Source organism: Klenkia marina, from assembly GCF_900101025.1.
GTDB classification, from domain to species: Bacteria; Actinomycetota; Actinomycetes; order Mycobacteriales; family Geodermatophilaceae; genus Klenkia; species Klenkia marina.
Genome location: NZ_FMUH01000005.1, coordinates 348,288 through 374,197 on the forward strand (window position 1 = coordinate 348,288; position 25,910 = coordinate 374,197).

The 25,910-nt window shown below is 74.7% G+C and carries 31 protein-coding genes; 13 read left to right on the top strand and 18 right to left on the bottom strand.

The features are described from left to right. Nucleotides 1–52: 52 nt before the first annotated feature. A complete protein-coding gene (locus tag BLP29_RS16145) occupies nucleotides 53–1,348 on the top strand; it encodes an AI-2E family transporter (protein ID WP_243470023.1) in 1,296 nt (431 codons plus the stop codon). Nucleotide 1,349: 1 nt separating this feature from the next. Here the strand turns inward: BLP29_RS16145 and BLP29_RS16150 are convergent, their stop codons facing one another. Next, nucleotides 1,350–1,601, bottom strand: a complete 252-nt coding sequence (locus BLP29_RS16150) for a DUF3253 domain-containing protein (RefSeq protein WP_092806321.1) — start codon at nucleotides 1,599–1,601, stop codon at nucleotides 1,350–1,352. A 128-nt stretch (nucleotides 1,602–1,729) separates the two neighbouring features. Here BLP29_RS16150 and BLP29_RS16155 point away from each other — a divergent pair, with 128 nt between their 5' ends. Continuing rightward, nucleotides 1,730–2,656 carry a proteasome assembly chaperone family protein gene (locus tag BLP29_RS16155; RefSeq protein WP_092806323.1) on the top strand — a complete coding sequence of 309 codons (927 nt, stop codon included), beginning with the start codon at nucleotides 1,730–1,732 and terminating at the stop codon, nucleotides 2,654–2,656. Here BLP29_RS16155 and BLP29_RS16160 read toward each other — a convergent pair. The 6 genes from BLP29_RS16160 to BLP29_RS16185 all read right to left on the bottom strand — a co-directional run bounded on the left by BLP29_RS16160 (nucleotide 2,653) and on the right by BLP29_RS16185 (nucleotide 8,265). After that, nucleotides 2,653–3,897 carry an MFS transporter gene (locus BLP29_RS16160; RefSeq protein WP_243470024.1) on the bottom strand — a complete coding sequence of 415 codons (1,245 nt, stop codon included), beginning with the start codon at nucleotides 3,895–3,897 and terminating at the stop codon, nucleotides 2,653–2,655. The genes BLP29_RS16155 and BLP29_RS16160 overlap by 4 nt on opposite strands. Before the next feature lie 123 nt (nucleotides 3,898–4,020). Continuing rightward, nucleotides 4,021–4,878 (bottom strand): formyltetrahydrofolate deformylase, encoded by an 858-nt coding sequence (gene purU / locus BLP29_RS16165; RefSeq protein ID WP_207798538.1) that lies wholly within the window; start codon nucleotides 4,876–4,878, stop codon nucleotides 4,021–4,023. A gap of 23 nt (nucleotides 4,879–4,901) precedes the next feature. Further along, a complete protein-coding gene (gene ligD, locus BLP29_RS16170; protein WP_243470025.1) occupies nucleotides 4,902–5,786 on the bottom strand; it encodes a non-homologous end-joining DNA ligase in 885 nt (294 codons plus the stop codon). After that, the gene (ligD, locus tag BLP29_RS16175) at nucleotides 5,783–6,730 is read right to left on the bottom strand and encodes a non-homologous end-joining DNA ligase (RefSeq protein WP_243470026.1); all 948 of its coding nucleotides are present in this window, start codon (nucleotides 6,728–6,730) and stop codon (nucleotides 5,783–5,785) included. The genes ligD (BLP29_RS16170) and ligD (BLP29_RS16175) overlap by 4 nt, the downstream gene beginning before the upstream one ends. Before the next feature lie 4 nt (nucleotides 6,731–6,734). Further along, the gene (gene ku, locus BLP29_RS16180; protein WP_092806325.1) at nucleotides 6,735–7,664 is read right to left on the bottom strand and encodes a non-homologous end joining protein Ku; all 930 of its coding nucleotides are present in this window, start codon (nucleotides 7,662–7,664) and stop codon (nucleotides 6,735–6,737) included. A 73-nt stretch (nucleotides 7,665–7,737) separates the two neighbouring features. Further along, nucleotides 7,738–8,265 (bottom strand): DUF1360 domain-containing protein, encoded by a 528-nt coding sequence (locus BLP29_RS16185; RefSeq protein ID WP_092806327.1) that lies wholly within the window; start codon nucleotides 8,263–8,265, stop codon nucleotides 7,738–7,740. A 76-nt stretch (nucleotides 8,266–8,341) separates the two neighbouring features. On the opposite strand from BLP29_RS16185, the gene BLP29_RS16190 reads away from it, so the two are divergent. Next, nucleotides 8,342–8,755, top strand: a complete 414-nt coding sequence (locus BLP29_RS16190) for a hypothetical protein (protein WP_092806329.1) — start codon at nucleotides 8,342–8,344, stop codon at nucleotides 8,753–8,755. A 201-nt stretch (nucleotides 8,756–8,956) separates the two neighbouring features. Beyond that, on the top strand, nucleotides 8,957–9,358 hold the full coding sequence (locus BLP29_RS16195) for an STAS domain-containing protein (protein WP_092806331.1): 402 nt from the start codon (nucleotides 8,957–8,959) through the stop codon (nucleotides 9,356–9,358). A 66-nt stretch (nucleotides 9,359–9,424) separates the two neighbouring features. On the opposite strand, the gene BLP29_RS16200 is transcribed toward BLP29_RS16195, so the two are convergent. Then, a complete protein-coding gene (locus tag BLP29_RS16200; protein ID WP_092806500.1) occupies nucleotides 9,425–10,411 on the bottom strand; it encodes a DNA topoisomerase IB in 987 nt (328 codons plus the stop codon). 79 nt (nucleotides 10,412–10,490) lie between these two features. Further along, nucleotides 10,491–11,237: an ATP-binding protein gene (locus tag BLP29_RS16205; RefSeq protein ID WP_092806333.1), complete on the bottom strand. Its 747-nt coding sequence runs from the start codon at nucleotides 11,235–11,237 to the stop codon at nucleotides 10,491–10,493. A gap of 141 nt (nucleotides 11,238–11,378) precedes the next feature. Between BLP29_RS16205 and BLP29_RS16210 the strand changes: the two genes are divergently transcribed. Continuing rightward, complete coding sequence (locus tag BLP29_RS16210; protein WP_092806335.1) at nucleotides 11,379–11,867, top strand: ATP-binding protein; 489 nt, start codon at nucleotides 11,379–11,381, stop codon at nucleotides 11,865–11,867. A 44-nt stretch (nucleotides 11,868–11,911) separates the two neighbouring features. Continuing rightward, nucleotides 11,912–12,847, top strand: coding sequence for an RNA polymerase sigma factor SigF (locus BLP29_RS16215; RefSeq protein WP_243470027.1), 936 nt, complete (start codon nucleotides 11,912–11,914; stop codon nucleotides 12,845–12,847). Between the two features lie 106 nt (nucleotides 12,848–12,953). On the opposite strand, the gene BLP29_RS16220 is transcribed toward BLP29_RS16215, so the two are convergent. Together BLP29_RS16220 and BLP29_RS16225 are read right to left on the bottom strand one after the other, a co-directional pair. Next, a complete protein-coding gene (locus BLP29_RS16220; protein WP_092806337.1) occupies nucleotides 12,954–14,351 on the bottom strand; it encodes an SPFH domain-containing protein in 1,398 nt (465 codons plus the stop codon). 78 nt (nucleotides 14,352–14,429) lie between these two features. Continuing rightward, nucleotides 14,430–14,861, bottom strand: a complete 432-nt coding sequence (locus BLP29_RS16225) for an NfeD family protein (protein WP_092806339.1) — start codon at nucleotides 14,859–14,861, stop codon at nucleotides 14,430–14,432. Nucleotides 14,862–14,915: 54 nt separating this feature from the next. On the opposite strand from BLP29_RS16225, the gene BLP29_RS16230 reads away from it, so the two are divergent. Then, nucleotides 14,916–15,668 carry a hypothetical protein gene (locus BLP29_RS16230; protein WP_092806341.1) on the top strand — a complete coding sequence of 251 codons (753 nt, stop codon included), beginning with the start codon at nucleotides 14,916–14,918 and terminating at the stop codon, nucleotides 15,666–15,668. Nucleotides 15,669–15,692: 24 nt separating this feature from the next. Here the strand turns inward: BLP29_RS16230 and BLP29_RS16235 are convergent, their stop codons facing one another. From BLP29_RS16235 to fabG, 3 genes are read right to left on the bottom strand one after another with little or no spacing between them, the layout of a single operon-like run. Beyond that, nucleotides 15,693–16,880: a ferrochelatase gene (locus BLP29_RS16235; protein ID WP_243470028.1), complete on the bottom strand. Its 1,188-nt coding sequence runs from the start codon at nucleotides 16,878–16,880 to the stop codon at nucleotides 15,693–15,695. A 7-nt stretch (nucleotides 16,881–16,887) separates the two neighbouring features. Further along, on the bottom strand, nucleotides 16,888–17,664 hold the full coding sequence (gene fabI / locus BLP29_RS16240; RefSeq protein WP_165839408.1) for an enoyl-ACP reductase FabI: 777 nt from the start codon (nucleotides 17,662–17,664) through the stop codon (nucleotides 16,888–16,890). 2 nt (nucleotides 17,665–17,666) lie between these two features. Beyond that, the gene (gene fabG, locus BLP29_RS16245) at nucleotides 17,667–18,371 is read right to left on the bottom strand and encodes a beta-ketoacyl-ACP reductase (RefSeq protein ID WP_092806345.1); all 705 of its coding nucleotides are present in this window, start codon (nucleotides 18,369–18,371) and stop codon (nucleotides 17,667–17,669) included. A gap of 109 nt (nucleotides 18,372–18,480) precedes the next feature. On the opposite strand from fabG, the gene BLP29_RS16250 reads away from it, so the two are divergent. After that, nucleotides 18,481–18,762 (top strand): hypothetical protein, encoded by a 282-nt coding sequence (locus BLP29_RS16250; protein ID WP_092806347.1) that lies wholly within the window; start codon nucleotides 18,481–18,483, stop codon nucleotides 18,760–18,762. On the opposite strand, the gene BLP29_RS16255 is transcribed toward BLP29_RS16250, so the two are convergent. Then, nucleotides 18,743–19,093, bottom strand: a complete 351-nt coding sequence (locus BLP29_RS16255) for a hypothetical protein (RefSeq protein ID WP_092806349.1) — start codon at nucleotides 19,091–19,093, stop codon at nucleotides 18,743–18,745. The two genes, BLP29_RS16250 and BLP29_RS16255, sit on opposite strands and share 20 nt — an antisense overlap. A 187-nt stretch (nucleotides 19,094–19,280) precedes the next feature. Here BLP29_RS16255 and BLP29_RS16260 point away from each other — a divergent pair, with 187 nt between their 5' ends. Then, on the top strand, nucleotides 19,281–19,574 hold the full coding sequence (locus BLP29_RS16260; RefSeq protein WP_092806351.1) for a YiaA/YiaB family inner membrane protein: 294 nt from the start codon (nucleotides 19,281–19,283) through the stop codon (nucleotides 19,572–19,574). Here the strand turns inward: BLP29_RS16260 and BLP29_RS16265 are convergent. Beyond that, the gene (locus BLP29_RS16265; RefSeq protein ID WP_092806353.1) at nucleotides 19,468–20,028 is read right to left on the bottom strand and encodes a VanZ family protein; all 561 of its coding nucleotides are present in this window, start codon (nucleotides 20,026–20,028) and stop codon (nucleotides 19,468–19,470) included. The two genes, BLP29_RS16260 and BLP29_RS16265, sit on opposite strands and share 107 nt — an antisense overlap. Nucleotides 20,029–20,131: 103 nt before the next feature. Next, the gene (locus BLP29_RS16270; protein ID WP_207798539.1) at nucleotides 20,132–21,352 is read right to left on the bottom strand and encodes a 3-deoxy-7-phosphoheptulonate synthase; all 1,221 of its coding nucleotides are present in this window, start codon (nucleotides 21,350–21,352) and stop codon (nucleotides 20,132–20,134) included. A 75-nt stretch (nucleotides 21,353–21,427) separates the two neighbouring features. On the opposite strand from BLP29_RS16270, the gene BLP29_RS16275 reads away from it, so the two are divergent. The 3 genes from BLP29_RS16275 (at nucleotide 21,428) to BLP29_RS16285 (ending at nucleotide 24,331) form a co-directional block, all read left to right on the top strand. Further along, nucleotides 21,428–22,843: an MFS transporter gene (locus BLP29_RS16275; protein ID WP_092806355.1), complete on the top strand. Its 1,416-nt coding sequence runs from the start codon at nucleotides 21,428–21,430 to the stop codon at nucleotides 22,841–22,843. 65 nt (nucleotides 22,844–22,908) lie between these two features. Beyond that, the gene (locus BLP29_RS16280) at nucleotides 22,909–23,655 is read left to right on the top strand and encodes an SDR family NAD(P)-dependent oxidoreductase (protein ID WP_092806357.1); all 747 of its coding nucleotides are present in this window, start codon (nucleotides 22,909–22,911) and stop codon (nucleotides 23,653–23,655) included. Nucleotides 23,656–23,671: 16 nt separating this feature from the next. Beyond that, complete coding sequence (locus tag BLP29_RS16285) at nucleotides 23,672–24,331, top strand: TetR/AcrR family transcriptional regulator (protein WP_092806359.1); 660 nt, start codon at nucleotides 23,672–23,674, stop codon at nucleotides 24,329–24,331. A 3-nt stretch (nucleotides 24,332–24,334) separates the two neighbouring features. Here BLP29_RS16285 and BLP29_RS16290 read toward each other — a convergent pair whose 3' ends face one another. Next, the gene (locus BLP29_RS16290; RefSeq protein ID WP_092806361.1) at nucleotides 24,335–24,757 is read right to left on the bottom strand and encodes a DUF6069 family protein; all 423 of its coding nucleotides are present in this window, start codon (nucleotides 24,755–24,757) and stop codon (nucleotides 24,335–24,337) included. Between the two features lie 142 nt (nucleotides 24,758–24,899). On the opposite strand from BLP29_RS16290, the gene BLP29_RS16295 reads away from it, so the two are divergent. Further along, on the top strand, nucleotides 24,900–25,874 hold the full coding sequence (locus BLP29_RS16295) for a quinone oxidoreductase family protein (protein ID WP_092806363.1): 975 nt from the start codon (nucleotides 24,900–24,902) through the stop codon (nucleotides 25,872–25,874). Nucleotides 25,875–25,910: the final 36 nt, after the last annotated feature.

A 25,910-nucleotide genomic window follows, 5' to 3' on the forward strand; every position in this document is an offset into this window, starting at 1 on the left:
CCCGGGGGGTTCCCGACCGGTGCCCGAACACCAGGTGTGCTCCGATAGCGGCATGGCCGACGCCCAGCAGGAGAACGACGAGCGCACCGGGGACACCCCCGTGGCGCACACGGGCGCCACCAGGATGCCCCCGGCCGACTTCCACGACGAGTCCGGCGAGCCACCCTCGGAGACCAGCGCCCCGGTGCCCGCCCTCGACCGCGGTCCCCGGCTGGCCGCGGCCAGCCGGGTGCTGGCCACCTTCTCGTGGCGGCTGCTGCTGGTCACCGGGGCCGTCGTCGTCATCGGCTACGTGCTGGGCGTGCTGTGGTCCTCGGTGCTGCTGCCCGTCGTCCTCGGGCTCCTGTTCTCCACCGTCATGTGGCCGCTGGCCCGGCTGCTGCGCGGCCGGCTGCGGTTCCCGCCCGCGCTGGCGGCCATCACCTCGGTGGTGCTGTTCCTCGGCGCGGTCATCGGCATCTTCGCCGCGATCGCCCCGTCGGTCGTCGCCCAGGTCGACGAGCTCTCCGGCGGGGTCACCGACGGCCTGGAGAGCGTGCAGGACTGGCTGTCCGGCCCACCGTTCAACCTTGGCCAGGAGCAGATCGGCACCTACGTCGACCAGGCCATCGACCAGCTGCAGTCCAGCGCCGGCGACATCGCCAACCTGGCGCTGACCGGCGCGGGCGCCATCGGCACGGGCCTGGTCAACGTCGTCCTCGCGCTGGTGCTCACCTTCTTCTTCCTCAAGGACGGCCCCCGCTTCCTGCCCTGGTTGGCGGCGCAGACCGGTCCGCAGGCCGCCCCGCACGTCGCCGAGCTGTCGCACCGCAGCTGGCGCACGCTGTCGGAGTTCATCCGCCAGCAGGCCCTGGTCGGCGCGATCGACGCCCTGGGCATCGGCCTGGGGCTGCTGGTCCTCGGCGTGCCGCTCGTGCTGCCGCTGGCGGTCATCACGTTCTTCGCGGCCTTCGTGCCGATCATCGGTGCCTTCGTGGCCGGCGGCTTCGCGGTGCTCATCGCGCTGGTCAGCAACGGGTTCAGCACGGCCGTGTGGGTGCTGGTCGTCGTGGTGGTCGTGCAGCAGGTCGAGGGCAACGTGCTCCAGCCCATCCTGCAGGGCCGTGGCCTCAAGCTGCACGCCGGCGTCGTCATCCTCGCCGTGACCGCCGGCTCCAGCCTGGCCGGCATCATCGGCGCGTTCCTGGCCGTGCCGGTGGCGGCCCTGCTCGCCGTCGGCTACCGGTACGCCCGCGACCAGCTCGACGGCCGGCACCCCGAGCGCGACGACGACGGCCGCGTGCCCGAGCTGGTGGGCGACGCCGACGGCGCCCGCCTCACCCGCAGCGCGGACCCGGTCGCCGACTGACCTACCGCGGGCGGCGGATCCGCACCGGCCCGCGGGCGGTGGCGACGTCGACCACCTCGCCGCGCTGGGTGACCTGCACCCGGCCCTGCGCAGCCAGCTCACCGGCGGCGGCGCGGGCGTCGTCCATCAGCTCGCGCCAGCCGTCGGGGTCGACCGCGCGGGCGGCGTCGGACGGGCAGATCGAAGACGTCGGGGCCCGCGCGTCGAGCAGCTCCTCGATGCGCCGGGCCAGCTGGTCGGTCGACGCGCTCACCGATCCAGGGTGCGCGCCGGGCGGTTCGAGCGCCATCGGGGGCACCATGGGAATGCCCGGCCACCCGGCGGAGCTTCACCGGGCGGACCGTCGAACCACCCGTCGGACCACGAGGAGAGGACCCGACCGTGCCCCCACGTCCCGAGGACCTCGTCGAGCTGCTGCCCGCCCACGAGCGGCTCGTCGAGCGCACCGCCGCCGACGAGCTCGTGCTCGTGCACGACCTGGCCGGTGAGTTCGACGCCGCGCACGCCGGCGCCCTGGCCGGGGCGCACCTGCTGGCCAGCCTGCCGCACGAGGTCATCGCCCGGTTCGACGCCGACGCACTGGTCGACTACCGCGGGCACCGGCCGCGGATCACCTTCGCCGGTGACCACTACGAGTCCTTCGCCGCACCCGAGATCACCCTGTACGCGGTCGACGACGACGGGGGCACCCCGTTCCTCCTGCTGCACGGCGCCGAGCCCGACTTCGCCTGGGAACGGTTCACCGCCGCCGTCCTGGGCCTGGTCGAGACCCTCGGCGTGACCCGCATGGTCATGCTGCAGGCCATCCCGATGCCCGTGCCGCACACCCGCCCGGTCACGGTGACCGCGCACGCCACGCGGCGCGAGCTCATCGCCAGCTACCCGGTCTACTGGGGCGAGATGCGCATCCCCGGCAGCGCGGGCGCCCTGCTCGAGCTGCGCGCCGGGGAGGCCGGGGTCGACGCGCTCGGCGTCGCCGCGCACGTCCCGCACTACCTGGCGTCGGCGACCTACCCGGCCGCCTCGCTCACCCTGCTCGAGCACCTCGGTCAGCTCACCGGCCTGCACCTGCCGACCGAGACGCTCGAGGAGGCCGCCCGGGCCAACCGCACCGAGGTCGACGCCCAGATCGGGCGCTCGGAGGAGAACACCGCCGTGGTGGCCCAGCTGGAGGCGCAGTTCGACAGCTTCTCCGCCGCCCGCGAGGGTGCCGGGTTGCTCGGCTCGTCGGGCGAGATCCCCTCGGGCGAGGAGATGGCCGACCAGATCGAGGCCTTCCTCGCCGAGCAGGACCGCAAGCGCGACTAGGCGCTGCCCCGGGTCACGGCGAACGCCGCCGCACCCAGGGCGCCGACCGCGGCGAACAGGTAGAAGCCCCACGGGAACGCGATGCCGGCGGTCACCAGGCCGCCGGTGAGCAGCGGGCCGCTGATCGCACCGACCCGGCCCACGCCGGCCGACCAGCCCAGCGCGGTGGCCCGCACGTGCGGTGGGTGGTTCGCGCTGGTGAAGGCGTAGACGAGCACCTGGGCGCTGAACACGAAGCAGCCGGTCAGGAAGACCATGACGTAGATGCCGGCCAGCGGGAGCCGGATGGACAGCAGCGCCAGGAAGACCGCCCCGGCGGCGAACCAGGCCAGCCCGGCGCGTCGGGCCCCGACCCGGTCGGCCACCTGGCCGGCGACGAGCAGGCCCACGATCGCGCCGACGTTGAGCACGAGCAGGAAGGTCAGGGCCGCACCGAGGTCGTAGCCCGCCTCGCGCATGATCGTCGGCAGCCAGCTGTTGAGGCCGTAGACCAGCAGCAGCCCCATGAACGAGGTGACCGCGATGGCCAGGGTCGTGCGCAGGTACTGCGGGGAGAACAGGGTGCGCAGCGTGGCCCCGGCCGACGTCGGCTCGGGTGCGGCGTCGGCGGGCTCGAGCTGCAGGCCGTAGGCGGCCGCGATCTGCTCGGCCTCGGCGCGCCGCCCGTGCGCGACCAGGTACCCGGGCGACTCCGGCAGGTGGCGCAGCATGAGCGGGACGAGGACGACGGCCGGCAGCGCCCCGACGACGAACATCCAGCGCCACCCCAGCGGCTCGACCACCACGATGGCCAGGGCAGCGGTGGCCACCGCACCCACGTGGTAGCCGGTCATCACCGTGGTGGTGGCCCGCCCGGCGCGGTTGCTGAACTCGTTGACCAGCGCGATCGCGGTGGGCAGCGCGCCGCCCAGCCCCACCCCGGCGAGGAACCGCAGCCCGCCGAACACCCCGGCGTTCGGGGCGGCGGCGCAGGCCAGGGTGAGCAGCGAGAAGGCCGTCACCGCGCCGATGAGCACCCGGCGCCGGCCGAGCACGTCGGTGAGCGCCCCGAGCGAGAGCGCCCCGATGGTCATCCCCACGAGGCCGGCCGTGACGACGGCCGTCGCCCCGGTCCCCGACAGCCCGAAGCCCTCGGGGGTCAGCAGCGTGGGGACGACGGTGCCGACGACGACGAGGTCGAACCCGTCGAGGACCACGGCGATCCAGCAGAGCGGGGCCACCCACCCCGCGGCTCGGGCCACCGCCGGTCGATCCTTGCGCGCGGAGCTGGGCACGGGCTGCCTCCGGGGTGTCGACGCTGACCCGCCGACCCTAGGAACCTGCTGGGCGCTCCGGCACCTCGAGCTTCTGCCCAGCAGAACCGTTCAGGCGAAGACGATGGTCTTGGCGCCGTCGACGATGACCCGGTCCTCGACGTGCCAGGTGACCGCCTGGGCCAGCACCTGGCGCTCGACGTAGCGGCCGACCCGGCGCATGTCCTCCACCGTGGCGCGGTGGTCGATGCGGGCGACCTCCTGCTCGATGATCGGCCCGGCGTCGAGCTCGGCGGTCACGTAGTGCGCGGTGGCCCCGATCAGCTTCACGCCCCGGTCGGCGGCGGCCTGGTAGGGGTTGGCGCCCACGAAGGCCGGCAGGAACGAGTGGTGGATGTTGATCAACCGCTCGGGGAACCGTGCGCAGAACTCCGGCGACACGATCTGCATGTAGCGGGCGAGCACGACCAGGTCGCAGTCGCCCACCAGCTCCAGTGCCCGCGCCTCGGCCTCGGCCTTGGTGCCGGGGGTGACCGGCACGTGGTGGAACGGGATGCCGTGGGCGGTGGCGACCGGCTCGAGGTCGGGGTGGTTGGAGATGACGACGGCGATCTCCGCCCGCAGGTCACCGGCCGAGACCCGGTACAGCAGCTCCTGCAGCACGTGGTCGGTCCTCGACACGAACACCGCCAGCCGGGGGCGCGCCTCGGCCAGCACCAGGCGGTAGGTCATCCCCCACTCGCCGGCGAGCGCGGCGAGCTGCCCGTCCAGCTCGGCCCGGCGCTCGGCGAGGCCGTCGAGCACGAACTCCAGCCGCAGCGTGAAGGTGCCCCCCGACGGGTCGGAGCTGTGCTGCTGCGAGTCGGTGATGTTGGCGCCGGCGTCGGCCATCAAGCGCGACAGGACGGCGACGATGCCGGGGCGGTCGGGACAGCGGACGACCAACCGGCCGGCATTGCTCGTGGACACGGGAGGGGATGATCCCAGACGCGTCAGGGCAGGTCGGCGGGCTCCCCGGTCGTGAAGAGGTCGCCGTGCTGCTCGATGCGGGCCAGCACGTCGTCGGTGTCGAACACCAGCGGCCCGTCGAGCTCCTCCCAGGTCACCGGGGTGGACACGGTGGCCCCGGCCCGGGCGCGCAGCGAGTAGGGCGCGACGGTGGTCTTGGCGGTGTTGTTCTGGCTCCAGTCGACCAGCACCTTGCCCGGGCGCAGCACCTTCTCCATGCGCCACACGACGTCGTCCGGCGTCTCCTCGGTGAGCGCCTGGGCCAGCGCCTTGGCGTACCTCGACGGGTGGTCGGGGTCGGTGCAGCGGATCGGTGCGTAGACCTGCAGGCCCTTGGAGCCCGAGGTCTTCACCACCGGGTCCAGGCCGTCGTCCACCAGCCGCTCGCGCAGCCGCAGCGCCAGGGCGGCGCACTCGGCCACCCCGGTGCCCGGCCCGGGGTCGAGGTCGAGCACCAGCAGGTCGGGCAGCTGCGGCACGCCCTCGTCGTCGACCCGCCACTGCGGCACGTGCAGCTCGAGCGCGGCCAGGTTGGCCGACCAGGCGAGGTCGGGGACGTCGGTGAGCAGCACCATGTCCAACGTCTCGCGGTCCTTGGTGGAGCCCGGCGCCGGGACCACCACGTGCTGCACCCACGACGGCGCATGCCGGGCGTTGTTCTTCTCGAAGAAGGAGGCGCCCTCGACCCCGTGCGGCCAGCGGGTGAACGTGACCGGCCGCCCGGCCAGGTGCGGCAGCAGCACCGGCGCGACCTGCACGTAGTACTGGATCACCTGCGCCTTGGTGACGCCCACCTCGGGGAAGAGCACCTTGTCCAGGTTCGAGACCTCGAGCTGCCGCCCGCCGATCGACACCCGCTGCCGGGTCACTCGGGCACCACCGCGGTCGGGGCGACGTCCTCGCGCAGGCCGCGCCAGGCCGGGTGCCGCAGGTGCCCGTCGCCGGTCCAGCCGGCGAACACGACCTCGCCGACCAGGTCGGGCTCGACCCAGTGCGCCTCGCGGACGACGTCGGCGGGCACCTCCCCGGCGAACGGGGAGGACGACCGGCCGGTCACGTCGCGGGCGAGCTCGCGCAGCGCCCGGTCGGTGAACCCGGTGCCCACCCGCCCGGCGTAGCGCAGGCCGTCGGGCCCCTGGACGCCGACCAGCAGGGAGCCGATGCCACCGGCCCGGCGCCCGTTGCCCGGCCGCCACCCGCCGACCACGACCGACTGGTGCTGCACGTTCTTGACCTTCAGCCACTCGGGGCCGCGGCCACCGGGGCGGTACGGCGAGGCCAGCCGCTTGGCCACGACGCCCTCCAGCCCGTGCTCCCGGCTGGCCGCCTGCACCCCGGCGCCGTCGGCGTCGAACCACGGCGTGGGGCTCCACCGCCGGGCGGCGGGTTCGAGGGTGTCCAGCAGTTCGCGGCGCTCCCGGTAGGGCCGGTCCAGCAGCGGCACCCCGTCCAGCGCCAGCAGGTCGAACACGAAGTAGGAGGCCGGCACCTGCCGGGCCGTGCGGGCGACCTCGGGACCGGTCAGGTGCATGCGCTGCTGCAGCAGGCCGAAGTCCGGGCGGCCCTGCGCGTCCAGCGCGACCACCTCGCCGTCGAGCACGGCGTCCCGGTCGGCGAGCGAGGCCGGCAGCGCGGCCAGCTCGGGGTAGCGCTCGGTCACGTCGGTACCGCTGCGGGCCCGCAGCCGCAGCGCGCCGGCGCGCACGTGGGCCAGCACCCGGACGCCGTCCCACTTGAACTCGTAGGCCCACCCGTCGTCGGTGCGGGGCAGCTCCCCGGCAACCGCGAGCATCGGCCGGGTGGACTCGTCCACCACCTCAGGCGGACTTCGACGCGGCGGCCTTCTTCGCCGGTGCCTTCTTCGCCGGCGCGGCCTTCTTCGCGGCGGCCTTCTTCGCCGGGGCCTTCTTCGCGGGGGCCTTGTCCGCGGGGGCGTCGTCGGAGGAGTCGTCCTCGTCGGCGGGGGGCTTCTTGCCGGCCTTCTCCACGCTGCGCCGCAGCGCGCTCATCAGGTCGACCACCGAGCCGTCGTCCTCGTCGTCCTCGACCTCCTCGGGCCGGACGACGTCACCCCCGGCCTGCTTGGCCTCCAGGAGCTTGGCCATGGCCTCCTTGTAGTCGTCGGTGAACACCGACGGGTCGAAGGTGCCGCTCATGGTCGAGATCAGCGACTCGGCCATCTTCAGCTCGGCGGGCTTGGCGGTGACGTCCTCGTCGAGGAACCCGAACTCCGGCGTCCGGATCTCGTCGGGCCAGCGCATGGTGTGCAGCACCAGCAGCCCGTCCCGCACGCGCAGCGCGGCCAGCGACTCGCGCTGCCGGATCGCGATCTTGGTGATCGCGACCTGGCCGGCGTTCTCCAGCGCGGTGCGCAGCAGCACGTAGGGCCGCGCCGCGGTGCCCTCGGGCTCGAGGTAGTAGGTCTTCTCGAAGTGGATCGGGTCGATCTCGGACTGCTCGACGAACTGCAGCACCTCGATCTCGTGGGTGCTGCCCAGCGGCAGCTCCTCCATGTCGGCGTCGGTGAGCACCACCAGCTCGCCGTTGGGCAGCTCGAAGCCCTTGGCGATGTCGCGGTACTCGATCTCCTCGCCGTCGACCGAGCAGACCCGGCGGTACTTGACCCGGCCGCCGTCGGTCTTGTGCACCTGGTGGAACTTGACGTCGTGGTCCTCGGTGGCCGAGTACAGCTTCACGGCGATCGAGACCAGCCCGAAGGAGACCGCGCCCTTCCAGATCGACCGCATGCCTTCGTCCCTCTCGTCGTCGTCCTGATCAGCCTAGGGGCGTCCGGGCCCGTCCACCCGGTCCGACCACCCCCTACGAGTCGGTGACGTCGGACTGGAGCTTGTCGTAGGCGAACTGCCCCACGTCGGCGCCGGCGACGATGGTCATGACCAGCCCGGCCAGCCGGGTGGCCCGCGGTGCGGCCACGTAGGACAGCACGAAACCCGTGCCGATCCACTGGGCCAGGCAGAACGGGCACGTGACCAGCTCGCCCACCGCGTGCTTCCAGCCCCCGTGCTCGCGGATCCCCTCGGCGAGCTCCGCCTCGCCCGACGTCCCCTCGAAGCGGGTGAAGGGGGCACGCAGCGGGCTGGTCACCGGGTCCTTGGCGACAGTGCGGGCGAGCCGGAAGGTGCCGACGGTGAGCAGCAGGGCGTCACCGAGCGGTATCCGCTCGGGCAGCGGGCGACCCGTCGCCCGCAACGCCGCCGCACCCGCCGCGGTGAGCGCGCCGTAGACCCCCATCGCGCCCAGCAGACCGCCGAGCGGTCGCTGCTCCCCGTGGGCGTACTGCTCCTGCTGCGTGCGGGCCCAGGACCCGACCTTCTCCGTGACCGACATACCGGGCGCGCTACCCGGGCCGGGAGGGGGCTCACACCGGGTGTGGACGACGCGACCGCGGGGGTAGGGGGCCACCATGACGCAGCCCGAGGGCCAGACCGCCCGCGACCAGTTCCCCGAGGACGCCGGGATCCCCGAGATCGCCGACGACACGCCCGAGGCCGCCCTGGCCGAGGACCCCCAGTTCGCCCCCGACATGGGCCGGGAGACCGCCGGCGCCAGCGTCGACTTCGGCACCACCGCCGCCGAGCAGGCCGAGGGCGAGCCGCTCGACGGCCGGCTGGCCCGCGAGGAGCCCGACGTCGACGCCGACGCCGGGGTGCGCCCGGCCGCCGACCCCGACGGCCCCGCCCTGCAGCTCGACCAGGACGGCGAGCCGCTCACCAGCTCCGGCACCGACTCGGTGGGCGACGACGTCCTGGCCTCCGGCGAGGCACCGACCGGCGGCGAGGGGCCCGAGGAGCGGGCGGTGCACCCGCTCGAGGGCTGACCACGCCACTGGACGGCCCGGGGTTGTGGCCCGCCCCGGCCCTGTCTAGGGTCCGGGCGGGCGGTTCAGCAGCCAGCCGTCCGGCTCCACCGTCCGGCCGTCCACTCCGGGCCCGCCGGCGTCGGGGATCCCCCGAGCCAGGTACGTTGTAAGCGCTCATGTGCGCCCACCGGGCCACGCCGCTGAGAGGAGCTCCTGTCCGTGACCTCATCTGACCTGCCCGCCGAGGGGCAGCGCGACTCGTCGGCTCCGGCCGACACCGCCGACGCGCCCTTCGACGACGTGATCACGCTGTCGACGTCCACGGACGCCGACGGCAAGGTCACGGTGACGGTCGTGGGCGAGGTGGACACCTTCACCGCACCGGTGCTGCGGGCCTCGCTGGACACCCAGCTGGAGCAGCAGCCCGAGCAGCTGGTCATCGACCTCTGCGGGGTCCAGTTCCTCGGCTCCGCCGGTCTCGCCGTCCTCGTCGAGACCCAGAAGTCGGCCCGCGCGCGCGAGGTCGGCCTCACGCTCGTCGCCTCCACCCGTGCGGTCACCCGCCCGCTGGAGGTCACCGGCCTGATCGACCTGTTCACCATCGTCGACGGCAACGCCTGATCCGTCGTCCCACCGGGGACCCCGTCGCCCACCGGGTGACGGGGTCCTCGGCGTCGTGGGGGTCCGTCAGGCCGACAGCAGGGCGCAGACGGCCGCCTCGACCACCCGCTGGCGTTCCCGGTCGTCCCCGGCCCCGGCCGCCTCGGTGAGGGCGGCGCCGATGGTCTCGCCGTGCTCGAACCGGTCCACCACCCTCGGGTCGACGTAGCTGGCCTTGCAGACGGCCGGGGTGTTGCCCAGCTGGTCGGAGACCGCCCGGTACGCGGTCCGCACGGCCCTGGTGCGGCCGGTGGCCGAGGTGGGCGGTGGGGCCTGGCCCAGCAGCACGGCCATGAGCACCGTCGCCGTCCACGTGCGGAAGTCCTTCGCGGTGATCTCGGCGCCGGACACCTCGCGCAGGTAGGCGTTGACGTCGTCGCTGTGCACGTCGCGCCACGAGCCGTCGTCGTTCTGCCAGGCCAGCAGCTCCTCGCCGGCCGACCGGGGCCGCTCGAGCAGCTGGCGCACGACGGTCGCGGTGGCGGCGTCGGCGACCTCGATCTCGCGCTGCTTGCCGCCCTTGGCCAGGTAGCAGAAGGCCACCGCCCGACCCCGCACCTCGACGTGGTCACGGCGCAGCGTGGCCAGGCCGTAGGTGCCGTTGTCCTCGGTGTACTGGTCGCTGCCGACCCGGAAGGCGCCGAGGTCCAGCAGGCGCACGGCGGCCGCCAGCACCCGCTCCCGGCCCAGCCCGCGGCGGCGCAGGGCCGCTGCCACCTCGTCACGGACGTCGGGCAGCTGGTGGCTGATCTCGAGCACCCGCTCGTGCTTGGCCGCGTCGCGCTGCACCCGCCACTGGTCGTGGTAGCGGTACTGGCGCCGGCCGGCCGCATCGGTGCCGACGGCCTGGATGTGGCCGTGCGGCCACGGGCAGATCCACACGTCGCGCCAGGCCGGCGGGATCGCCAGACCCTCGACGCGCACCCGGCGGTCGTCCCGGATGAGCGCGCCGTCCTCGTCGTAGAACGCCCAGCCGCGGCCGGCACCGCGCCGGGTCCACCCGGGGGCGTGCACGTCACTGCGCCGCAGCCTCACCCCGGAGCAGGTGGGCAGCGGCGGCCGGGGTCAAACCTGCGCCACCCCCCGCGGGTGATCAGTCCAGCAGCGGCACGCCGGCCCGGCGCAGCTGCTCGCGGACCGGACCGGGCGGCGGGAGCACCCGCAGCGCCCACCCGTTGGCCCGGCCGATGGCCGCGACCTCGGCGACCACGGCGACCACCCCCGCGGCCACCTCGCTAACGGCCCGCAGGTCCAGCTCGGTGGCCACCACCCCGCCCCGGGAGCCCTCGAGCAGCCGCAGCCGGACAGCGGCGGCCGCGTCGTCGTCCAGCCCGCCGGAGGCGACCACGCGGGGCAGTGGGCCCGACCGGTCCACGCGCAGCGCCCCGAGGTCGTCTCCGCTCGCCGTGGCCCGCTCCGGCAGTGCCCGCGCGGGCACGCGCAGGCGCACGGTCGTGCCGGACCGGCCGCGGTCGACCTCGACGTCCTCGAGCAGCTGGTGCATGATCATCAGCCCGCGCCCCCGGTCGCCCGGGTCCGCGTCGGGGGTGCGCCAGGTGCCCCGGTCGCTGACCTCCGCGACCACGCGGCCGTCGGCACCGCGGGCGACCCGCACGAGCATGGGGCCCGGTTCGTCCTCGGGGTAGGCGTGGTCGACGGCGTTCGCGCACGCCTCCCCGACGGCCACCTGCAGCGCACCCACCACGTCGGGCGCCACACCGGCGCCGGCGAGCCAGCGCCCCACCGCGCGACGCACCGCGGACAGGGCCGCCGCGTCGGCGGGGAGGTCCAGCGCCAGGGGCTCGGCGCGGGGGTACGGGCTCCCCGGGGCGTCGGTCATCGTCAGACATCCCACCGCAGCCCGCCGCACCCGGCAACCGCGGAGGACCACCAGCCGGGCGGGCTCGACGGTCGTACGGGAGGATGGGCCCGGCCCTCGACCGTCTCGGGCGGCCGACGACAGTGAGGAGCGAACCAGCCCATGGTCGACACGACCGGTGGCGCCGCCGCGCGCCGCACCGAACGCCTCGAGCTCCGGGTGCCCACGTCCCGCACCCAGCTGCCCGCGGTGCGCGCGATGACCGGCGACCTGGCGATGCGCATGGACTTCGACCTCGACGCGGTCGAGGACCTCCGCCTGGCGGTCGACGAGGCCAGCGCCACCCTCTCCTCGGTCGCCCTGCCCGGCACGCCGTTGGTGACGGTGTTCGAGACCGGCCCGACCGGGCTGACCATCCAGGCCTGGGTGGCCACCACCGAGGGCACCGACGTCCCCCGCGACGGCTTCGGCTGGGCGGTCATCGCCGCGCTCGTCGACTCCGTCGACGCCGGCCCCTCGACCCAGGCGCAGGTCCCGGCCGGCGACGGCTCCTCGGCGGCCGTGGCCACCATCACCCTGACCAAGGAGCTCCCGGCGGCCCTGCCCACCGCGGCCGCAGGCGGAAACGCCGACCTCCCGGTCACTCGGTGACCCGACTGACCACCTTCCCCAGCCCCAGCTCCGACGTGGATGCCGTGACGAGACCCGAGAACGAACCGACACCCGACACCACCCCCGTCCTCCCCACCGCCCCGGGGGCGGCCGACACCGAGGTCGACCAGGCCGAGGTGGACGCCGACGTCGCCGAGGCCGAAGCCGTCGTGGCCGACCAGGCGCCCCCCAAGGAGCCCGCCGCACCGGTCTCGGAGAACCGCAAGCGGGCCGAGCGCACCGCCCCCCTGTTCGTCGAGCTGGCCTCCCTCGACCCCGAGGACCCCCGCCGCGAGCGCCTGCGCGAGATCCTGGTCGAGGAGCACCTCCCCCTGGTGCGGCACTTCGCCCGCCGGTTCAGCAACCGCGGCGAGCCCTTCGACGACCTGCTCCAGGTCGGCACGCTGGGTCTCATCGCGGCCATCGACCGCTTCGACCCCACCCGGGGCGTGGAGTTCCTGTCCTTCGCCGTCCCGACCATCACCGGGGAGATCAAGCGGCACTTCCGCGACCAGGGCTGGTCGGTGCGGGTACCGCGGCGCCTGCAGGAGCTGCACCTGTCGCTGAACGCCGCGGTGGGCGAGCTGGCGCAGAAGAACGGCCGTGCGCCGAACCCGTCGGAGCTCGCCGAGTACCTCGGCATCCCCCGCTCGGAGGTGCTCGAGGGCCTGCAGGTGGCCAACGCCTACCGCTCCTCGTCGCTGGACGAGCGGCTCTCGGGTGAGGACGACTCCCCCACCCTGGCGGCCACGCTGGGCCAGGAGGACGCCGCCCTGGAGGGCGTGGAGTACCGCGAGTCCCTGCAGCCGCTGCTTGCCACCATCCCCGCCCGCGAGCGCCGCATCCTCATCCTGCGGTTCTTCGGCAACATGACCCAGTCGCAGATCGCCGCCGACATCGGCATCTCGCAGATGCACGTCTCGCGCCTGCTGGCCCAGACCCTGGCCAAGCTCCGCGAGGGCCTGCTCAAGGACGAGTAGCCCGCCCTCTGCCGCGCACGGCCGCGGCGCCGTCACACGACGATGGGGACCCACTTCGGGCTCGACGTGGGTCCCCGTCGTCGTGTGACGGGTGCGGTGGAGCCGATCAGCGGCCCTGGTAGCCCGGCGGTGGGCCCTGCTGGTAGCCGGGCGGGGGGCCCTGCTGCGGGTTCTGCCACTGCGGGGGCGGGCCGCCGTATCCGCCACCCTGCCCCTGCTCGCCCTGCTGTCCGTGCTGAGGCCCCTGCTGGCCGTACGGCGACGGCGGCACCGGGGCGTCGTCGTCCGCGTCGGGGGCGTTGCGCGGGTCGGCCGCGGCACCGGACTCGCGGACGTCGGCAGTCAGCTCGGCCAGCGACGGCGTGCTGGGGATCTGCGGGTGCGGGGTCTCCGGCGCCGCGTCGGCCAGCGAGCTCATCTCGATGCGCGCCTCGGGCTGGTCGGCGGCCTTGGGCAGGGCCGACTCGAACCAGTCGGCGGTGTCCAGCTTCTGCGCCGGCGCCGACGTCTCGGCCTGGGTGCCGTCGACGTCGAGCCACGAGCGCTTGCCGCCGCCCTCGCCGTCGCCACCGCGCCCGGCGCCGCCGAGGTTGGCCAGCCCCTCCAGCGCCTGGGAGAACTCGCTGGGCACGATCCACATCTTGTTGGCGTCGCCCTGCGCGATCTTGGGCAGCGTCTGCAGGTACTGGTAGGCCAGCAGGCCCTGGTCGGGCTTGCCGTCGTGGATGGCCTGGAACACCGTCTCGATCGACTTGGCCTGGCCCTGGGCCTGCAGGAACAGCGCAGCGCGCTCGCCCTCGGCGCGCAGGATGCGCGACTGCCGCTCGGCCTCGGCCTCGAGGATCGCGGCCTGCTTGTGGCCCTCGGCGGCAAGGATCTGGCTGGCCTTCTGGCCCTCGGCGGTCATGATCGCCGACTGCCGCTGACCCTCGGCGGTGAGGATCGTGGCGCGCTTGTCGCGGTCGGCGCGCATCTGCTTCTCCATCGAGTCCTGGATGGACAGCGGCGGGTCGATGGCCTTGATCTCGACGCGGGCGACGCGCAGGCCCCAGGGGCCGGTGGTGCCGTCGAGCACCGCGCGCAGCTGCGAGTTGATGCCGTCGCGGCCGGTCAGCGCGCCCTCGAGGTTGAGCCCGCCGACGACGTTGCGCAGCGTCGTGGTGGTGAGCTGCTCCATGCCGGTGATGTAGTTGGCGATGCCGTAGACGGCCAGCCGCGGGTCGGTCACCTGGAAGTAGACGACGGTGTCGATGCCGACCTGCAGGTTGTCGGCGGTGATCACCGGCTGCGGCGGGAAGCTGATGACCTGCTCGCGCAGGTCGATGGTGGCCCGCACGCGGTCGGCGAAGGGCACGAGGATGGCCAGGCCGGGGCTCAGGGTGCGGCTGTAGCGGCCGAAGCGCTCGATGACCTTGGCCTGCGCCTGCGGGACGATCGTGACGCTCTTGGCGAGCACGATGACCACCAGGACGGCGATCACGAGGAGTGCGATGAGGGCTTCCACGGGCGGGGCGCTCCTGACGTCGGCTGGATGATCACCACCGATACTGCCCGCTGCGGTTCTGCCAGGCCACTCGCCAGGTCAGGCGCGCGACACGTAGGCGATCGGGCCCTCGATCTGCACGATGCGCACGACCTGGCCGACGTCGTAGGCCTCGCCGTCGAGCTGGGTGCGGGCCGACCACTCGTCGTGGCCCATGCGCACCTGGCCCGCGGTGCCGGTGACGCGTTCGCTGACCTCGGCGGTGCGGCCGACGTAGACCTCGACACCGTCGATCTGCTCGGGGGTGCGCTGGGTGAGGTGGCGCTTCGCGACCGGCCGGACGACCAGCAGCAGCCCCAGCGACACGACGACGAACGCCGCCACCTGCAGCCAGACCGCGCCACCCAGCAGCGCGACGCCCATGCCGCCGAGCGCCCCGCCGGCGAGCATCAGCAGCACGAGGTCCAGGCTGGCCACCTCGCCCGCGGTGAACAGGCCGGCCGCGATCAACCACAGCAACCACGCACCCATGGCCCGAGTCTGGCAGAGCGGCACCCGCCCTGGGGGCCGCCTACCCTCGACCGGGTGCCCGATCTCAGGACCCGCCGCGCCGCCGGTGACCCCGCTGGACGCCTGGCCGCCTGGTCCACCGCCTGGCTGGGTGGCCGGGTGCCCTACGACGACGCCCTCGAGGCGGTGACCGGCGAGCGGGCGCACGTGGTGCTCGGCCCCGGCGCCCCCCGACCCCTGGGTGAGGTGCTGACGTCGCTGCGCGGCCGCGGCGAGCGCCGCCTGCGCCTCGTGCTGCCGGTGCCCGGCGACGTGCACGGCCTGCCGCCGCTGCCCGGGCTGGCCGCCGACGCCGTCGAGGCGGGCCAGGCCGTCGTGGGCGACTCGCTGGTCCTGCTCCCGTCTGCCGCGACCACCGAGACGGTGCAGTGGACGGCGCTCGACCTGCCCGCCGGCTGCCTGGCCCCGCCGCCGGTCGAGGGCACCCTGCGCGCCTTGTCCGGCCGGCTCGACCTGGCCGTCGGCGACGCCGCCCGCACCCTGGCCGGGCTGGACCTGGCCCGCTGGCACCCCGAGGTCCCCGCGCTGCTCGCCGGGCTGGCCGGCCGCGCCGAGGACCCGGGCCTCCCGCCCGACACCGACCCGGTGGCGGTCTCGGTGCTCACCCGCGCCCGCCGGCTGGCCACCGTGCTCGACCTGGCGCTGGCGGACTCCCCCGGAGCCGCCGTCACCGCGGGTCAGATGGCCGCGCGGGAGGACGCCCTGCGCCCGCTCGGCGACGCCGTCCGTGAGGCCACCACCGCCGTCTGGAACTGGCTCCCCCGCTAGCCGCCCCACCGCCTGGCGGGTGGGTCAGCCGGCGGACGGCCGGGCGGCGTCGGGGCGCCCTGCGGGGCGCTGGACGAAGCAGCAGCTGGCCGGGCAGTTGGTGCCCAGCCGCGGCTCGCCCCCGGCCCGGCGCTCGGCGAGCAGCTCGACCAGCGAGCGCACGAACGCCGGGTGGGTGCCCGCCGTCGCCGCCCGGGCGAAGGCGAGCCCGAGCTCCTCCGCGGTCTCCTTCGCCTCGTTGTCGAGGTCCCAGATCACCTCGAGGTGGTCGGAGATGAACCCCACCGGGAAGACCACGACCGCCTTCTCCCCCGCGGCGGACAGCGCCTGCAGGTGGTCGTTGACGTCGGGCTCGAGCCACGGCACCGACGGCGGGCCCGACCGCGACTGCCACACCAGGTCGAACGACCGTCCCGGCGCCACGCGGTCGACGGTCAGCCGCGCGGCCGTCTCGAGCTCGCGCTCGTAGGTGTGGCCCTGCGGCCCGGCGACGTCGGCCATGGCGTTCGGGATGCTGTGCGCGGTGGCGACCAGTCGCGCGCCGTCGCGCAGGTCGGCGGGCAGCTCAGCCAGGGCGGCGGCGAGCGCGTCGGCGTTGGCCTTCACGAAGCCCTCGGCGTCGAAGTAGTGCGGCAGCTTCTCCGCCGTCGGGCCGGTGGGGCCGTCGGGGTCGGACTCGAGCGCGACGCGGGCCCGGGCGACGTCCTCGTGGTACTGCCGGCAGCCGGAGAACGAGGCGTAGGCCGACGTGGCGAGCACGTAGGCGTGCTCGATGCCGTCGTCGGCCATCTCGCGCCAGACGTCCTCGACGTAGGGCGCCCAGTTGCGGTTGCCCCAGTACACGGGCAGGTCGACGCCCGCGCCGCGCAGGGCCGCCACCAGCGCCTTGTTCTGCTCGTTGATCGGGCTGACGCCGTCGAAGTGGTGGTAGTGCTCGGCCACCGACTCCAGGCGCTCGCGCGGGATGCCCCGGCCACGGGTGACGTTCTCCAGGAACGGCATGACCTGCTCGTGGCCCTCGGGACCGCCGAAGCCGAGCACGAGCAGAGCCTCGCGCCGCCCGGCCGGGGCCGGCTCGGCGCCCGGGACGACGCCGCCGTTGTTGCGGGCGGCCAGCGAGGGCTCGGCGTCAGGACGCTGCCCCTCGGGGGTGATCGACACCCCGTCGGGCAGCGGGTGGGCGGGTCGTGCGGGCAGGAGCTGTTCGGTCACCGCCCAGTCATACCCCGACGGCGTGGAACCCGCCGTCCACGTGCACGATCTCACCCGTGGTCGCGGGGAACCACTCGCTCAGCAGCGCCACGATGGCCTTGCCCGAGGGCTCGGTGTCGGTGACCGACCAGCCCAGCGGGGCCTTGGCCTCCCAGGCCTCCTCGAACTGCGAGCTGCCCGGGATCGACTTCATCGCCATCGTGCGCAGCGGGCCGGCGGCGACCAGGTTCACCCGGACGCCGTCGGGGCCCAGCTCGCGGGCCAGGTAGCGGGAGGTGGACTCCAGCGCGGCCTTGGCCGCCCCCATCCAGCCGTAGACCGGCCAGGCGACGGTGGCGTCGAAGGTGAGCCCCACGACCGAGGCCCGCTCGCCGAACAGCGGGCGGCAGGCCTGCGTCAGCGACGCCAGCGACCACGTGGAGACCTGGAACGCGGTGGCGGCGTGCTCCCACGCGACCTCGGGGAAGCCCTCGCCCATGGCCTCCTGCGGGGCGAACCCGATGGAGTGCACGACACCGTCGAGCTGGGCACCCTCGGGCATGACCTCGCGCAGCCGGTCGGCCAGCGTGGCCAGGTGCTCGGTGTTGGTGACGTCGAGCTCGACCACCGCGGCCTCCTGCGGGAGCCGCTTCGCGATGCGCTGGCACAGGCTGAGCGCCCGGCCGAAGTTCGACAGGATCACCGTGGCGCCCTGCTCCTGCGCGATGCGCGCCGCCGAGAAGGCGATCGACGCCTCGGTCAGCACGCCTGCGATCAGGACCGTCTTGCCCTCGAGGATGCCCATGCTCAGTGCCCCATTCCCAGTCCGCCGTCGACCGGGACGACGGCCCCGGTGATGTACCCCGCCTGCTCGCTGGCCAGGAAGCGCACGACGCTCGCGATCTCGTCGGCCTCGGCCAGCCGGCCCAGCGGCACCTGGCCGAGGATCTCCTGCTGGCGCTTCTCGGGCAGCTCGGCGGTCATGTCGGTGGCCACGAAGCCGGGGGCCACCACGTTCGCGGTGATGCCGCGCCCACCCAGCTCGCGGGCGATCGAGCGGGCCAGGCCGACCAGCCCCGACTTCGACGCCGCGTAGTTCACCTGGCCGGCCGAGCCGAGCAGCCCGACCACGCTGGACACGAAGACCATGCGCCCCGACCGGGCGCGCACCATCTTCGCGCTGGCCCGCTTGGCCACCCGGTAGGCGGCGGTGAGGTTGGCGTCGACGACGTCGGTGAACGCGTCCTCGCTCATGCGCATCAGCAGGCCGTCGCGGGTGATGCCGGCGTTGCTGACCAGCACCTCGACCGGGCCCTGGTGCTCCTCGACCGCGGTGAAGGCGGCGTCGACGTCCTCGCTCGAGGTGACGTCGCAGCGCACGCCGAACAGGCCGTCGGGCGCCCCGCTGCCGCGGTGGGTGACCGCCACGCTGTCGCCCGCCTGCGCGAACGAGCGGGCGATGGCCAACCCGATCCCCCGGTTGCCACCGGTCACCAGCACCGATCTGCCCACTGCCACTCCCGTGCTCGTCCGGCCTCCGTCAAGGAGGGAACCTAGTCGTGCCCACCGACGGTTCCGGCGGGCGGATGGGCTACTCGCCGGTAGCCGGCAGACTGGGGCGATGGGCGTGCGCGGCGCGGTGCAGCTGGTGAACACCTCCGGCCGCGGAGAGCTGTGCCTGGCCGGTGAGGTCACCGCCGAGGTGGTCGCCGCCTTCCACGCCCGCTACGGCCGTGAACCGCACGTGGTGGACGCCGTCGACGCCGGTTCGGTCACGTCCCTGTCGCCCGCCGCGCTCGACCTGCTGCTCGACCACCTCGACGCGGCGGAACGGCGGGGCCGGGTGGTCCCGGTGCGCCGGTCCCCCGCCGTCGCGCGGTTGCTCAGCGCTCGTCGAACCTGAGGGCCGCCAGGCACACCGCGCCCCAGAACGCGGCGAAGCCCACGACCTTGGCCTGGGTGTCCCGGCCGCGCAGGGCCACCCCGAGCACGGCGGCGTCACCCCAGTCGCTGGCCACCCGGGCGCCCACGGCGGCCCGTCGCGGCGCACCGGCCGGGGCGAGCACCATGGCCAGCCCGATGGCGGTGTCCCGGACCCCGACGAGGCGGGTGAGCGTGCGGTTGTCCTGGTTGCGCGACAGGCCGGAGGGTCGCTGCAGGATCTCGGGCTTCGCGACCAGGGCCATCGAGTAGGCGGCGGTGGCCGCCCCGGTCAGGGTGGTGAGAGCGGGCACGGTAGGTCCTCCGGGAGGTCGGTCGACGTGGGCTGCCCGCTGGCTGGGGCCCTCGCCACCTACCCGGGCCGGTGGGGAGTACGCGCCCGCGGTCAGGTAGCGCTACGGATGGGCGGCGCCACCGCGCCGGGCACCGTGGTCGGGGCGGACGCACCCGGCGTCCGGCGTACCCACGGAGGACGACGTGATGAGCACGAACCCGATGAAGAACAAGAACACCGCCGCCTTCTTCGCCCAGGCCGCGATCGCGTTCGGGGTGAGCGCAGTGGGCCTGATGATCGGGATCGCCTACCTGCCGCTGGACGTCTGGCAGCGCCTGTTCCTCGGCATGACCGGCCTGTTCGTCATCACCTCGTCGTTCACGCTCGCGAAGGTCATCCGCGACGCGCAGGAGGGCTCGACCGTGCTGTCGCGGATCGACGAGGCCCGGCTGGAGCGGATGCTCGCCGAGCACGACCCGTACCGCGCCCCGCAGCTGTGAGCGCGAGCCAGCCCAGCACGGCGCCCAGCACCGCGCCGGTGGAGTTGGCGACCCAGTCACCTGTGTCGCAGGCCCGCCCGAGCAGCGGGACGACCGCCTGCACCAGCTCGATCGCCGCCGACAGCACCGACGCACCGACCGCGGCGACGACGGGCCGGCGCCACGCGGCGGTCGCCACCAGCACCGGGACGGCGAACAGCAGCACGTTGGCCAGCGGCTCGACGGCACCGAGGTCGGGCCACCCGGTCGCGACGGCACAGCGCACCCCGCCGTCGGTCGGCCAGGCCGGGGCCAGCGTGAGGACCACCACGGGCACCGCTGCGAGCAGCGCGAGCCGCCGGGCGGTGCGGGGTCGCCCGGCCAGCCAGGCGGCCAGCGGTGGGCCGAGCACGAGCAGGGCGACCAGGCCCGCCGTCGTCGTCCAGCTGTGCGCGATCAGCCAGCTGGTGGTCACGGGGACCCGCGGTGGTCGGTCATGACCCGAGCCTCGCCGCCGCCGGCGTCGCGCACATCCACCTGCGGTGCCGACCGGGCTCCACCCGTGGGGGGAGCGCGACTCAGCCGGCGCGGCGGGTGCGGGACGCCTCGGCGAGCTCGGCCAGCAGCGCTTCGGTGGTGGGCAGGTCGACGCAGGCGTCGGTGACGCTCTGGCCGTAGGCGAGGGCGCCGGGCGCCGTCCGGTCGAGGTCCTGACGGCCGGCGACCAGGTTGCTCTCGACCATCACCCCGCGGATGCCCTGCTCGCCGCCGGCGATCTGCCCGGCCAGGTCGCGCACCACCTGGATCTGGCGCAGGTGGTCCTTCTGGCTGTTCCCGTGCGAGGCGTCGACGACCAGCACCTCGGGCAGCCCGCGGGCGGCCAGCCGGCGCTTGGTGTCGGCGACGTGCGCGGCGGAGTAGTTCGGGCCCTGGGCGTCCCCGCGCAGGATGACGTGCCCGGTGTCGTTGCCGGTCGTGCCCAGCTGCGCGGACACCCCGTGCCGGTCGACGCCGAGGAAGTCGTGGCCGGACCGCGCCGAGATGATCGCCGAGACGGCGACGTCGATGCTGCCCTCGGGCGAGTTCTTGAACCCGACCACGGAGGAGAAGCCCGAGACGCGCTCACGGGCGGTCTGGTCGGTGACGTTGCGGGCACCGACGCCGTTGTAGGTGACCAGGCCGTCGACGTACTGCGGCGTGAGCGCGTTCAGCGGCTCGGCCGCGACCGGGACGCCGAGCCCGGTGATCTCGGCCATGAGCATGCGGGTGGCGACCAGGCCGACGCTGATCCGGCTGGACCCGTCGAGGAACGGGTCGTAGGCGAAGCCCTTCCAGTCGACCTCGGTGCGCGGCTTCTCGGTGTAGGTGCGCATGACGATCTCGAGGTCCGCGCCGTGCCGCTCGCGCATCGCGGCCAGGAACTGCGCGTACTCCAGCGCGGCCACCGGGTCGTGGATCGAGCAGGGGCCGGCGATGACGGCCAGCCGGTCGTCGGCCCCGCGGACGACGTCGCCCACCGCCCGCCGTCCGGCTCTCGTCGTGGCGGCCGACGCCGCCGTCAGCGGGACCAGTGCGGCGACCGCGGCCGGGGTGACGACGGCGCTGGCGCCGGTGATCCGCTGGTCGACCAGGTCGCCGGGGTCCACGGCGTCACCCGGTGCGATGCCCAGGGCCGCCTGGACAGCGGGCAGCAGCTCGGCGTGCGTGGCGTCGACCCGGTCGTTGACCCGCTGCTGCACCTCGAGCAGCGCCTCGGCAATGCGGGTGGCGGTGGGCAGGAGCTCCTCGGGCGCAGGCACGGGGGGCGAGGTTACCGGCTCGGGCCACGCGGCCCGGACCGCTTGGTGCCTGCAACGACCTGCGAGCCTGGGACCGTGACCACGACTGCCCCACCCCGCGCCCTGGTTCCGGTCCTGGTCTTCGTGGGCACCGTCGTCGCGGTCATCAGCAGCCTCGGGGCGCCGCTGGTCCCGGCGATCGCCGCCTCGACCGGGGCGACGCTGCCCGACGCCCAGTGGGCGCTCACGGTGACCCTCCTGGTCGGGGCGGTCGCCACCCCCGTGGTCGGCCGCCTGGGCGACGGCCCGCACCGGCGCACGGTCGTGCTCGTCGTCCTGGGCGTGGTCACCGTCGGCGGGGTGCTGGCGGCCCTGCCGCTGGGCCTGGGGTGGCTGGTCGCCGGCCGCGGTCTGCAGGGGGTCGGGCTCGGCCTGACGCCGCTGGCGATGGCCACGGCGCGGGAGGCGCTCGAGGGTGAGCGCTCGCGTGCCACGGTGGCCGCGCTGTCCATCACCGTGGTCGCCGGACTGGGGGTCGGCTACCCGCTCGCCGGTCTCGTCGCCGAGCTCGGCGGCGTCCACGCCGCCTTCTGGGCCGGCGCCGCCGTGAGCGCGGCCGCGCTGGTGGCCTCGGCGGCGGTGCTGCCGCGCTCGCGTACGTCGACCACGCGCTCCCTGGACGTCGTCGGCGCCCTGCTGCTGGGCGCCGGGTTGGCCGGCGTGCTCCTCGGCCTCGGCGAGGCCGAGGCGTGGGGCTGGACGTCGGTGCGCACCTGGGGGCTGATCGTCGGGTCCCTCGTGGTGCTGGCGTGCTGGGCCCGGTGGGAACTGCGGACGCCGGCGCCCCTGGTCGACCTGCGCCTCGCCCGTGGGCGCACCGCCGCCACCGCCCACTCCGCGGCGCTGCTCGTCGGGCTGTCGAACTACCTGCTGCTCGTCACGGTCCCCGTGCTCGTGCAGTCCCCGCGGGCCGGCGGCCCCGGTCTGGGCCAGTCCGTCCTGGTCGCCGGCCTGGCCCTGCTGCCGTTCTCCGCGGCCAGCGTGCTGGGTGGCCGGCTCGCCCGGGTGCTCTCCGACCGTGGCCGCAGCTCCGCGGTCCTCCCCGTCGCGGCCGTGGTGCAGGCCGGGGCCTTCGTGCTGTTCGGCCTCCTGCCCCCGGACCTGTGGCAGGTGCTCGTCGTGATGGCCGTGGCCGGGCTCGGGGTCGGCGCCGCCTTCGCCGCCTTCCCGGCGATGGTCATCTCCGCCGTGCCCCCGTCGGAGACCGGCAGCGCCACCAGCCTCAACCAGGTGCTGCGCTACGTGGGCTTCGCGCTCGGCAGCGCGGTGGCCGCCACCGTCCTGGCGGCCGCCACACCCAGCGGCGCCGTCGAGCCCGGGCGCGCCGGCTACGCCACGATCGCCGTCCTCGGGGCAGCGGTCTGCCTGCTGACCGCCGTCGTCGCCCGGCTGCTCCCGCGCGCCGCGCGACCCCCGCTCCCGGTGGTCCGCAGCGGTGCACCGCGTTCTTGACCGTTCGGTCCACATCGGCGTACGTTCGGGACCGTTCAGTCAACAACCCCTGATCGGAGATCACCATGAGTGCAGCACTGGCCGGCCGGACCGCCCTCGTGACCGGCGGGACGTCGGGGATCGGCCTGGCCGTCGTCCGCCGCTTCGTCGCCGAGGGCGCCCACGTGGTCGTCACCGGACGGCGTCCGGAGCAGCTCGACGCCGTGGCGGCCGAGCTCGGCGACGCGGTGACCACCGTCCGCGCCGATGCCTCCGACCCCGCCGACGTGGCCGCGCTGTTCGAGGCCGTCGCCGCCCGAGGCACCGGCCTGGACGCCGTGCACGTCAACGCCGGGGTCGGCGAGCTCAAGCCGCTGGCCGAGGTCACCCCCGAGGACGTCGACACCGCCTTCGGCACGAACGTGCGCGGCACCGTCCTCACCGTGCAGGGGGCGCTGCCCTTCCTGGTCGAGGGGGCCGCCGTCGTCGTCACCGGGTCCACCGCCGCATCGGGGACCGAGCCCGGCTTCGGCCTCTACGGCGGGTCCAAGGCGGCCATCGCCACCATGACCCGCACCTGGGCCGCCGAGCTCGCCCCGCGCGGCGTGCGCATCAACACCGTCGTGCCTGGGCCGACCGAGACCCCCGGGCTGAAGGGCCTGGTCCCCGGCGGGGGCGACGCCCTGGTCGAGCAGATCGCGGCCGGTCTGCCCTTCGGTCGCTTGCTGCGCCCCGAGGAGGTCGCGGCCGCCGTGCTGTTCCTGGTGTCCGACCAGAGCTCGGGCATGACCGGCAGCGAGCTCCTCGTCGACGGCGGGGCCACGATCGCCTGAGGCACCGTGCCGCAGGATGGGCGACACCCGCGACCAGGAGGAGACCATGGCCAGACCCCGCGCCTTCGACGAGGCCGACGTCGTCGCCCGCGCACGCCGGGCCTTCGCCGAGACCGGCTTCGCGGGGACCTCGCTGGACGCGCTGCTGGAGGCGACCGGCCTGGCCCGGCAGAGCCTCTACAACGCCTTCGGCGGCAAGAAGGAGCTCTTCATGCGCGCCTTCCTCAGCGACACCGCCGAGGCCGTCGACGCCGTGGAGGCGGTGCGGCACGGGTCGGACAGCCCGATCACCCGCATCCGGGCGCAGCTGGTCAAGGTCGCCGTCGAGCACGGCGGAGCGCAGGCGGCTCCCTCGCTGTTCTCCCGCACCGCCGTCGAGCTCGCGGCGCGGGACGCCGAGGTCGCCTCGACGGTCGCCACGGCGTTCGGCGCGATGCAGGCGCACTACGCGGCCTGCATCGCCGAGGCCCAGGCCGCCGGGGAGGTCGACGCCGAGGCCGACGCCGACGCGCTCGGGGCCTTCTTCGTGGCGCTGATCGAGGGCATGTCGACGCTGGGCGGCTCCGGCGTCCCCCGCGCCACCCTGCTGCAGATCGGCCTGTCGAGCATGGCGGCCATCCCCGTCACCGCCCTCGGCCGCGACCACCTCGGCACCGAGGACGGCGACTGGTCCTGAACCTCATCCCCGCGCCGGGACCGCCCGCTGCAGCACGGCGACGGCTGCGGCCGCGACGGCGAGGTGCATGACCACGAGCGCCACGGCCGTGCCCCAGGTCGCGGCACCGACCAGCGCCAGGCCGACGTCGGGGACCACGGTCAGCGCCAGCACGCCCGGCACCACCCGTGCGAGCAGACGGGCCGGGTGGGGCGAGCGGCGCACCACCCACGACCACACCGCCGTCCCTGCCAGGACACCCACCACGGAGAACGTCACGTAGCTGGCCGGCTGCAGCTGCACGGCGTCGGCCGGCGCCCCCAGCGCCACGGCCAGGACGGCGACGACCGCGGCCGCGAGGACCCCGGCGAGGGCGGCCCCTGCGCCCGCTCGCACCACCCTGCGGGTCGGCACGGAGGGACGGACGGGCGTCTGCAGTTCGGTCATGCCGGTCAGCCTGCTGAGCGGGCAGCCGTGCGTCGTCCTCCGTGCGGCGTCACCTGCGACGCACCTGCGTACTCGTGCCGGTGTACGCCGTGCCCCACGCCCTCGTCACCGGACGGCGGCCGCGGGCCCTAGCCTCGGCGGCATGCGTGCCGTGCAGATCACCCGCTTCGGCGGCCCCGAGGTCCTCGACGTCGTCGACCTCCCCGACCCCACCCCGGCCGACGGCCAGCAGCTGTACCGGGTCACCGCGTCGGGGGTGAACTACGCCGACACCCACCAGGTCGAGGACTCGTACCTCGCCAAGCAGGAGCTGCCGCTCGTGCCGGGTGCCGAGTTCGTGGGCACGCCGGTGGACGGCGGCGAGCGCGTCGTCGGCCTGCTGCTGGGCGGCGGGGGCTACGCCGACACCGTCGCCACCGACCCGCGCATGACCTGGCCCGTGCCCGACGGGGTCTCCGACGAGCAGGCGCTGTCGCTGGTGCTGCAGGGCACCACCGCCTGGCACCTGCTGCGCACCTCCACCCACCTGGCGGCCGGTGAGTCGGTCGTGGTGATGGCCGGTGCGGGCGGTGTGGGCACGCTGGCCATCCAGCTCGCGAAGCGGTGGGGCGCCGGCCGGGTCATCGCCACGGCGTCCTCGGCCGAGAAGCGGGCGCTGGCCGAGGAGCTCGGGGCCGACGCCACCGTCGATCCCGCACTGGCCGACGACGACCCCAAGGCCTTCACCGCCGCGCTGCGCGAGGCCAACGGCGGGAAGCGCGTGGACGTCGTCCTGGAGATGACCGGCGGGAAGGTCTTCGACGGCGCCCTGTCGGCGCTGGCCCCGTTCGGCCGCATCGCCGCCTACGGCATGGCCTCCCGCGAGGCGGCCTCGGCCGTGGCCCCGGCGTCGCTCATGGGCACCAGCCGCGCCGTCGTCGGGTTCTGGCTGGCGCACTGCACCGCGCGGCCCGAGATGCTCGACGAGGCCATGACCGACCTGCTGGCGCTCACCGCGGCCGGCGAGCTGCGCCCGGTGATCGGCGGGCGGTACCCGATGACCGCCGTCCGCGAGGCCCACCAGGACCTCCGCTCACGCCGCAGCACCGGGAAGCTGGTCCTGGACCCCGCCCGCTGACGTCCTCCCCCACGAAGGTCCGTCCCCCTCCACCAA

Coding starts and splice junctions, on each gene's coding strand:
- BLP29_RS16190 (WP_092806329.1), top strand. CDS start 8,342: ATGACGCAGCCCGAGGGCCAGACCGCCCGCGACCAGTTCCCCGAGGAC.
- BLP29_RS16225 (WP_092806339.1), bottom strand. CDS start 14,861: ATGGGTGCGTGGTTGCTGTGGTTGATCGCGGCCGGCCTGTTCACCGCG.
- BLP29_RS16145 (WP_243470023.1), top strand. CDS start 53: ATGGCCGACGCCCAGCAGGAGAACGACGAGCGCACCGGGGACACCCCC.
- BLP29_RS16210 (WP_092806335.1), top strand. CDS start 11,379: ATGGTCGACACGACCGGTGGCGCCGCCGCGCGCCGCACCGAACGCCTC.
- BLP29_RS16205 (WP_092806333.1), bottom strand. CDS start 11,237: ATGACCGACGCCCCGGGGAGCCCGTACCCCCGCGCCGAGCCCCTGGCG.
- BLP29_RS16280 (WP_092806357.1), top strand. CDS start 22,909: ATGAGTGCAGCACTGGCCGGCCGGACCGCCCTCGTGACCGGCGGGACG.
- BLP29_RS16295 (WP_092806363.1), top strand. CDS start 24,900: ATGCGTGCCGTGCAGATCACCCGCTTCGGCGGCCCCGAGGTCCTCGAC.
- BLP29_RS16290 (WP_092806361.1), bottom strand. CDS start 24,757: ATGACCGAACTGCAGACGCCCGTCCGTCCCTCCGTGCCGACCCGCAGG.
- fabI (WP_165839408.1), bottom strand. CDS start 17,664: ATGGGCATCCTCGAGGGCAAGACGGTCCTGATCGCAGGCGTGCTGACC.
- BLP29_RS16260 (WP_092806351.1), top strand. CDS start 19,281: ATGAGCACGAACCCGATGAAGAACAAGAACACCGCCGCCTTCTTCGCC.
- BLP29_RS16185 (WP_092806327.1), bottom strand. CDS start 8,265: ATGTCGGTCACGGAGAAGGTCGGGTCCTGGGCCCGCACGCAGCAGGAG.
- BLP29_RS16250 (WP_092806347.1), top strand. CDS start 18,481: ATGGGCGTGCGCGGCGCGGTGCAGCTGGTGAACACCTCCGGCCGCGGA.
- ku (WP_092806325.1), bottom strand. CDS start 7,664: ATGCGGTCGATCTGGAAGGGCGCGGTCTCCTTCGGGCTGGTCTCGATC.
- BLP29_RS16285 (WP_092806359.1), top strand. CDS start 23,672: ATGGGCGACACCCGCGACCAGGAGGAGACCATGGCCAGACCCCGCGCC.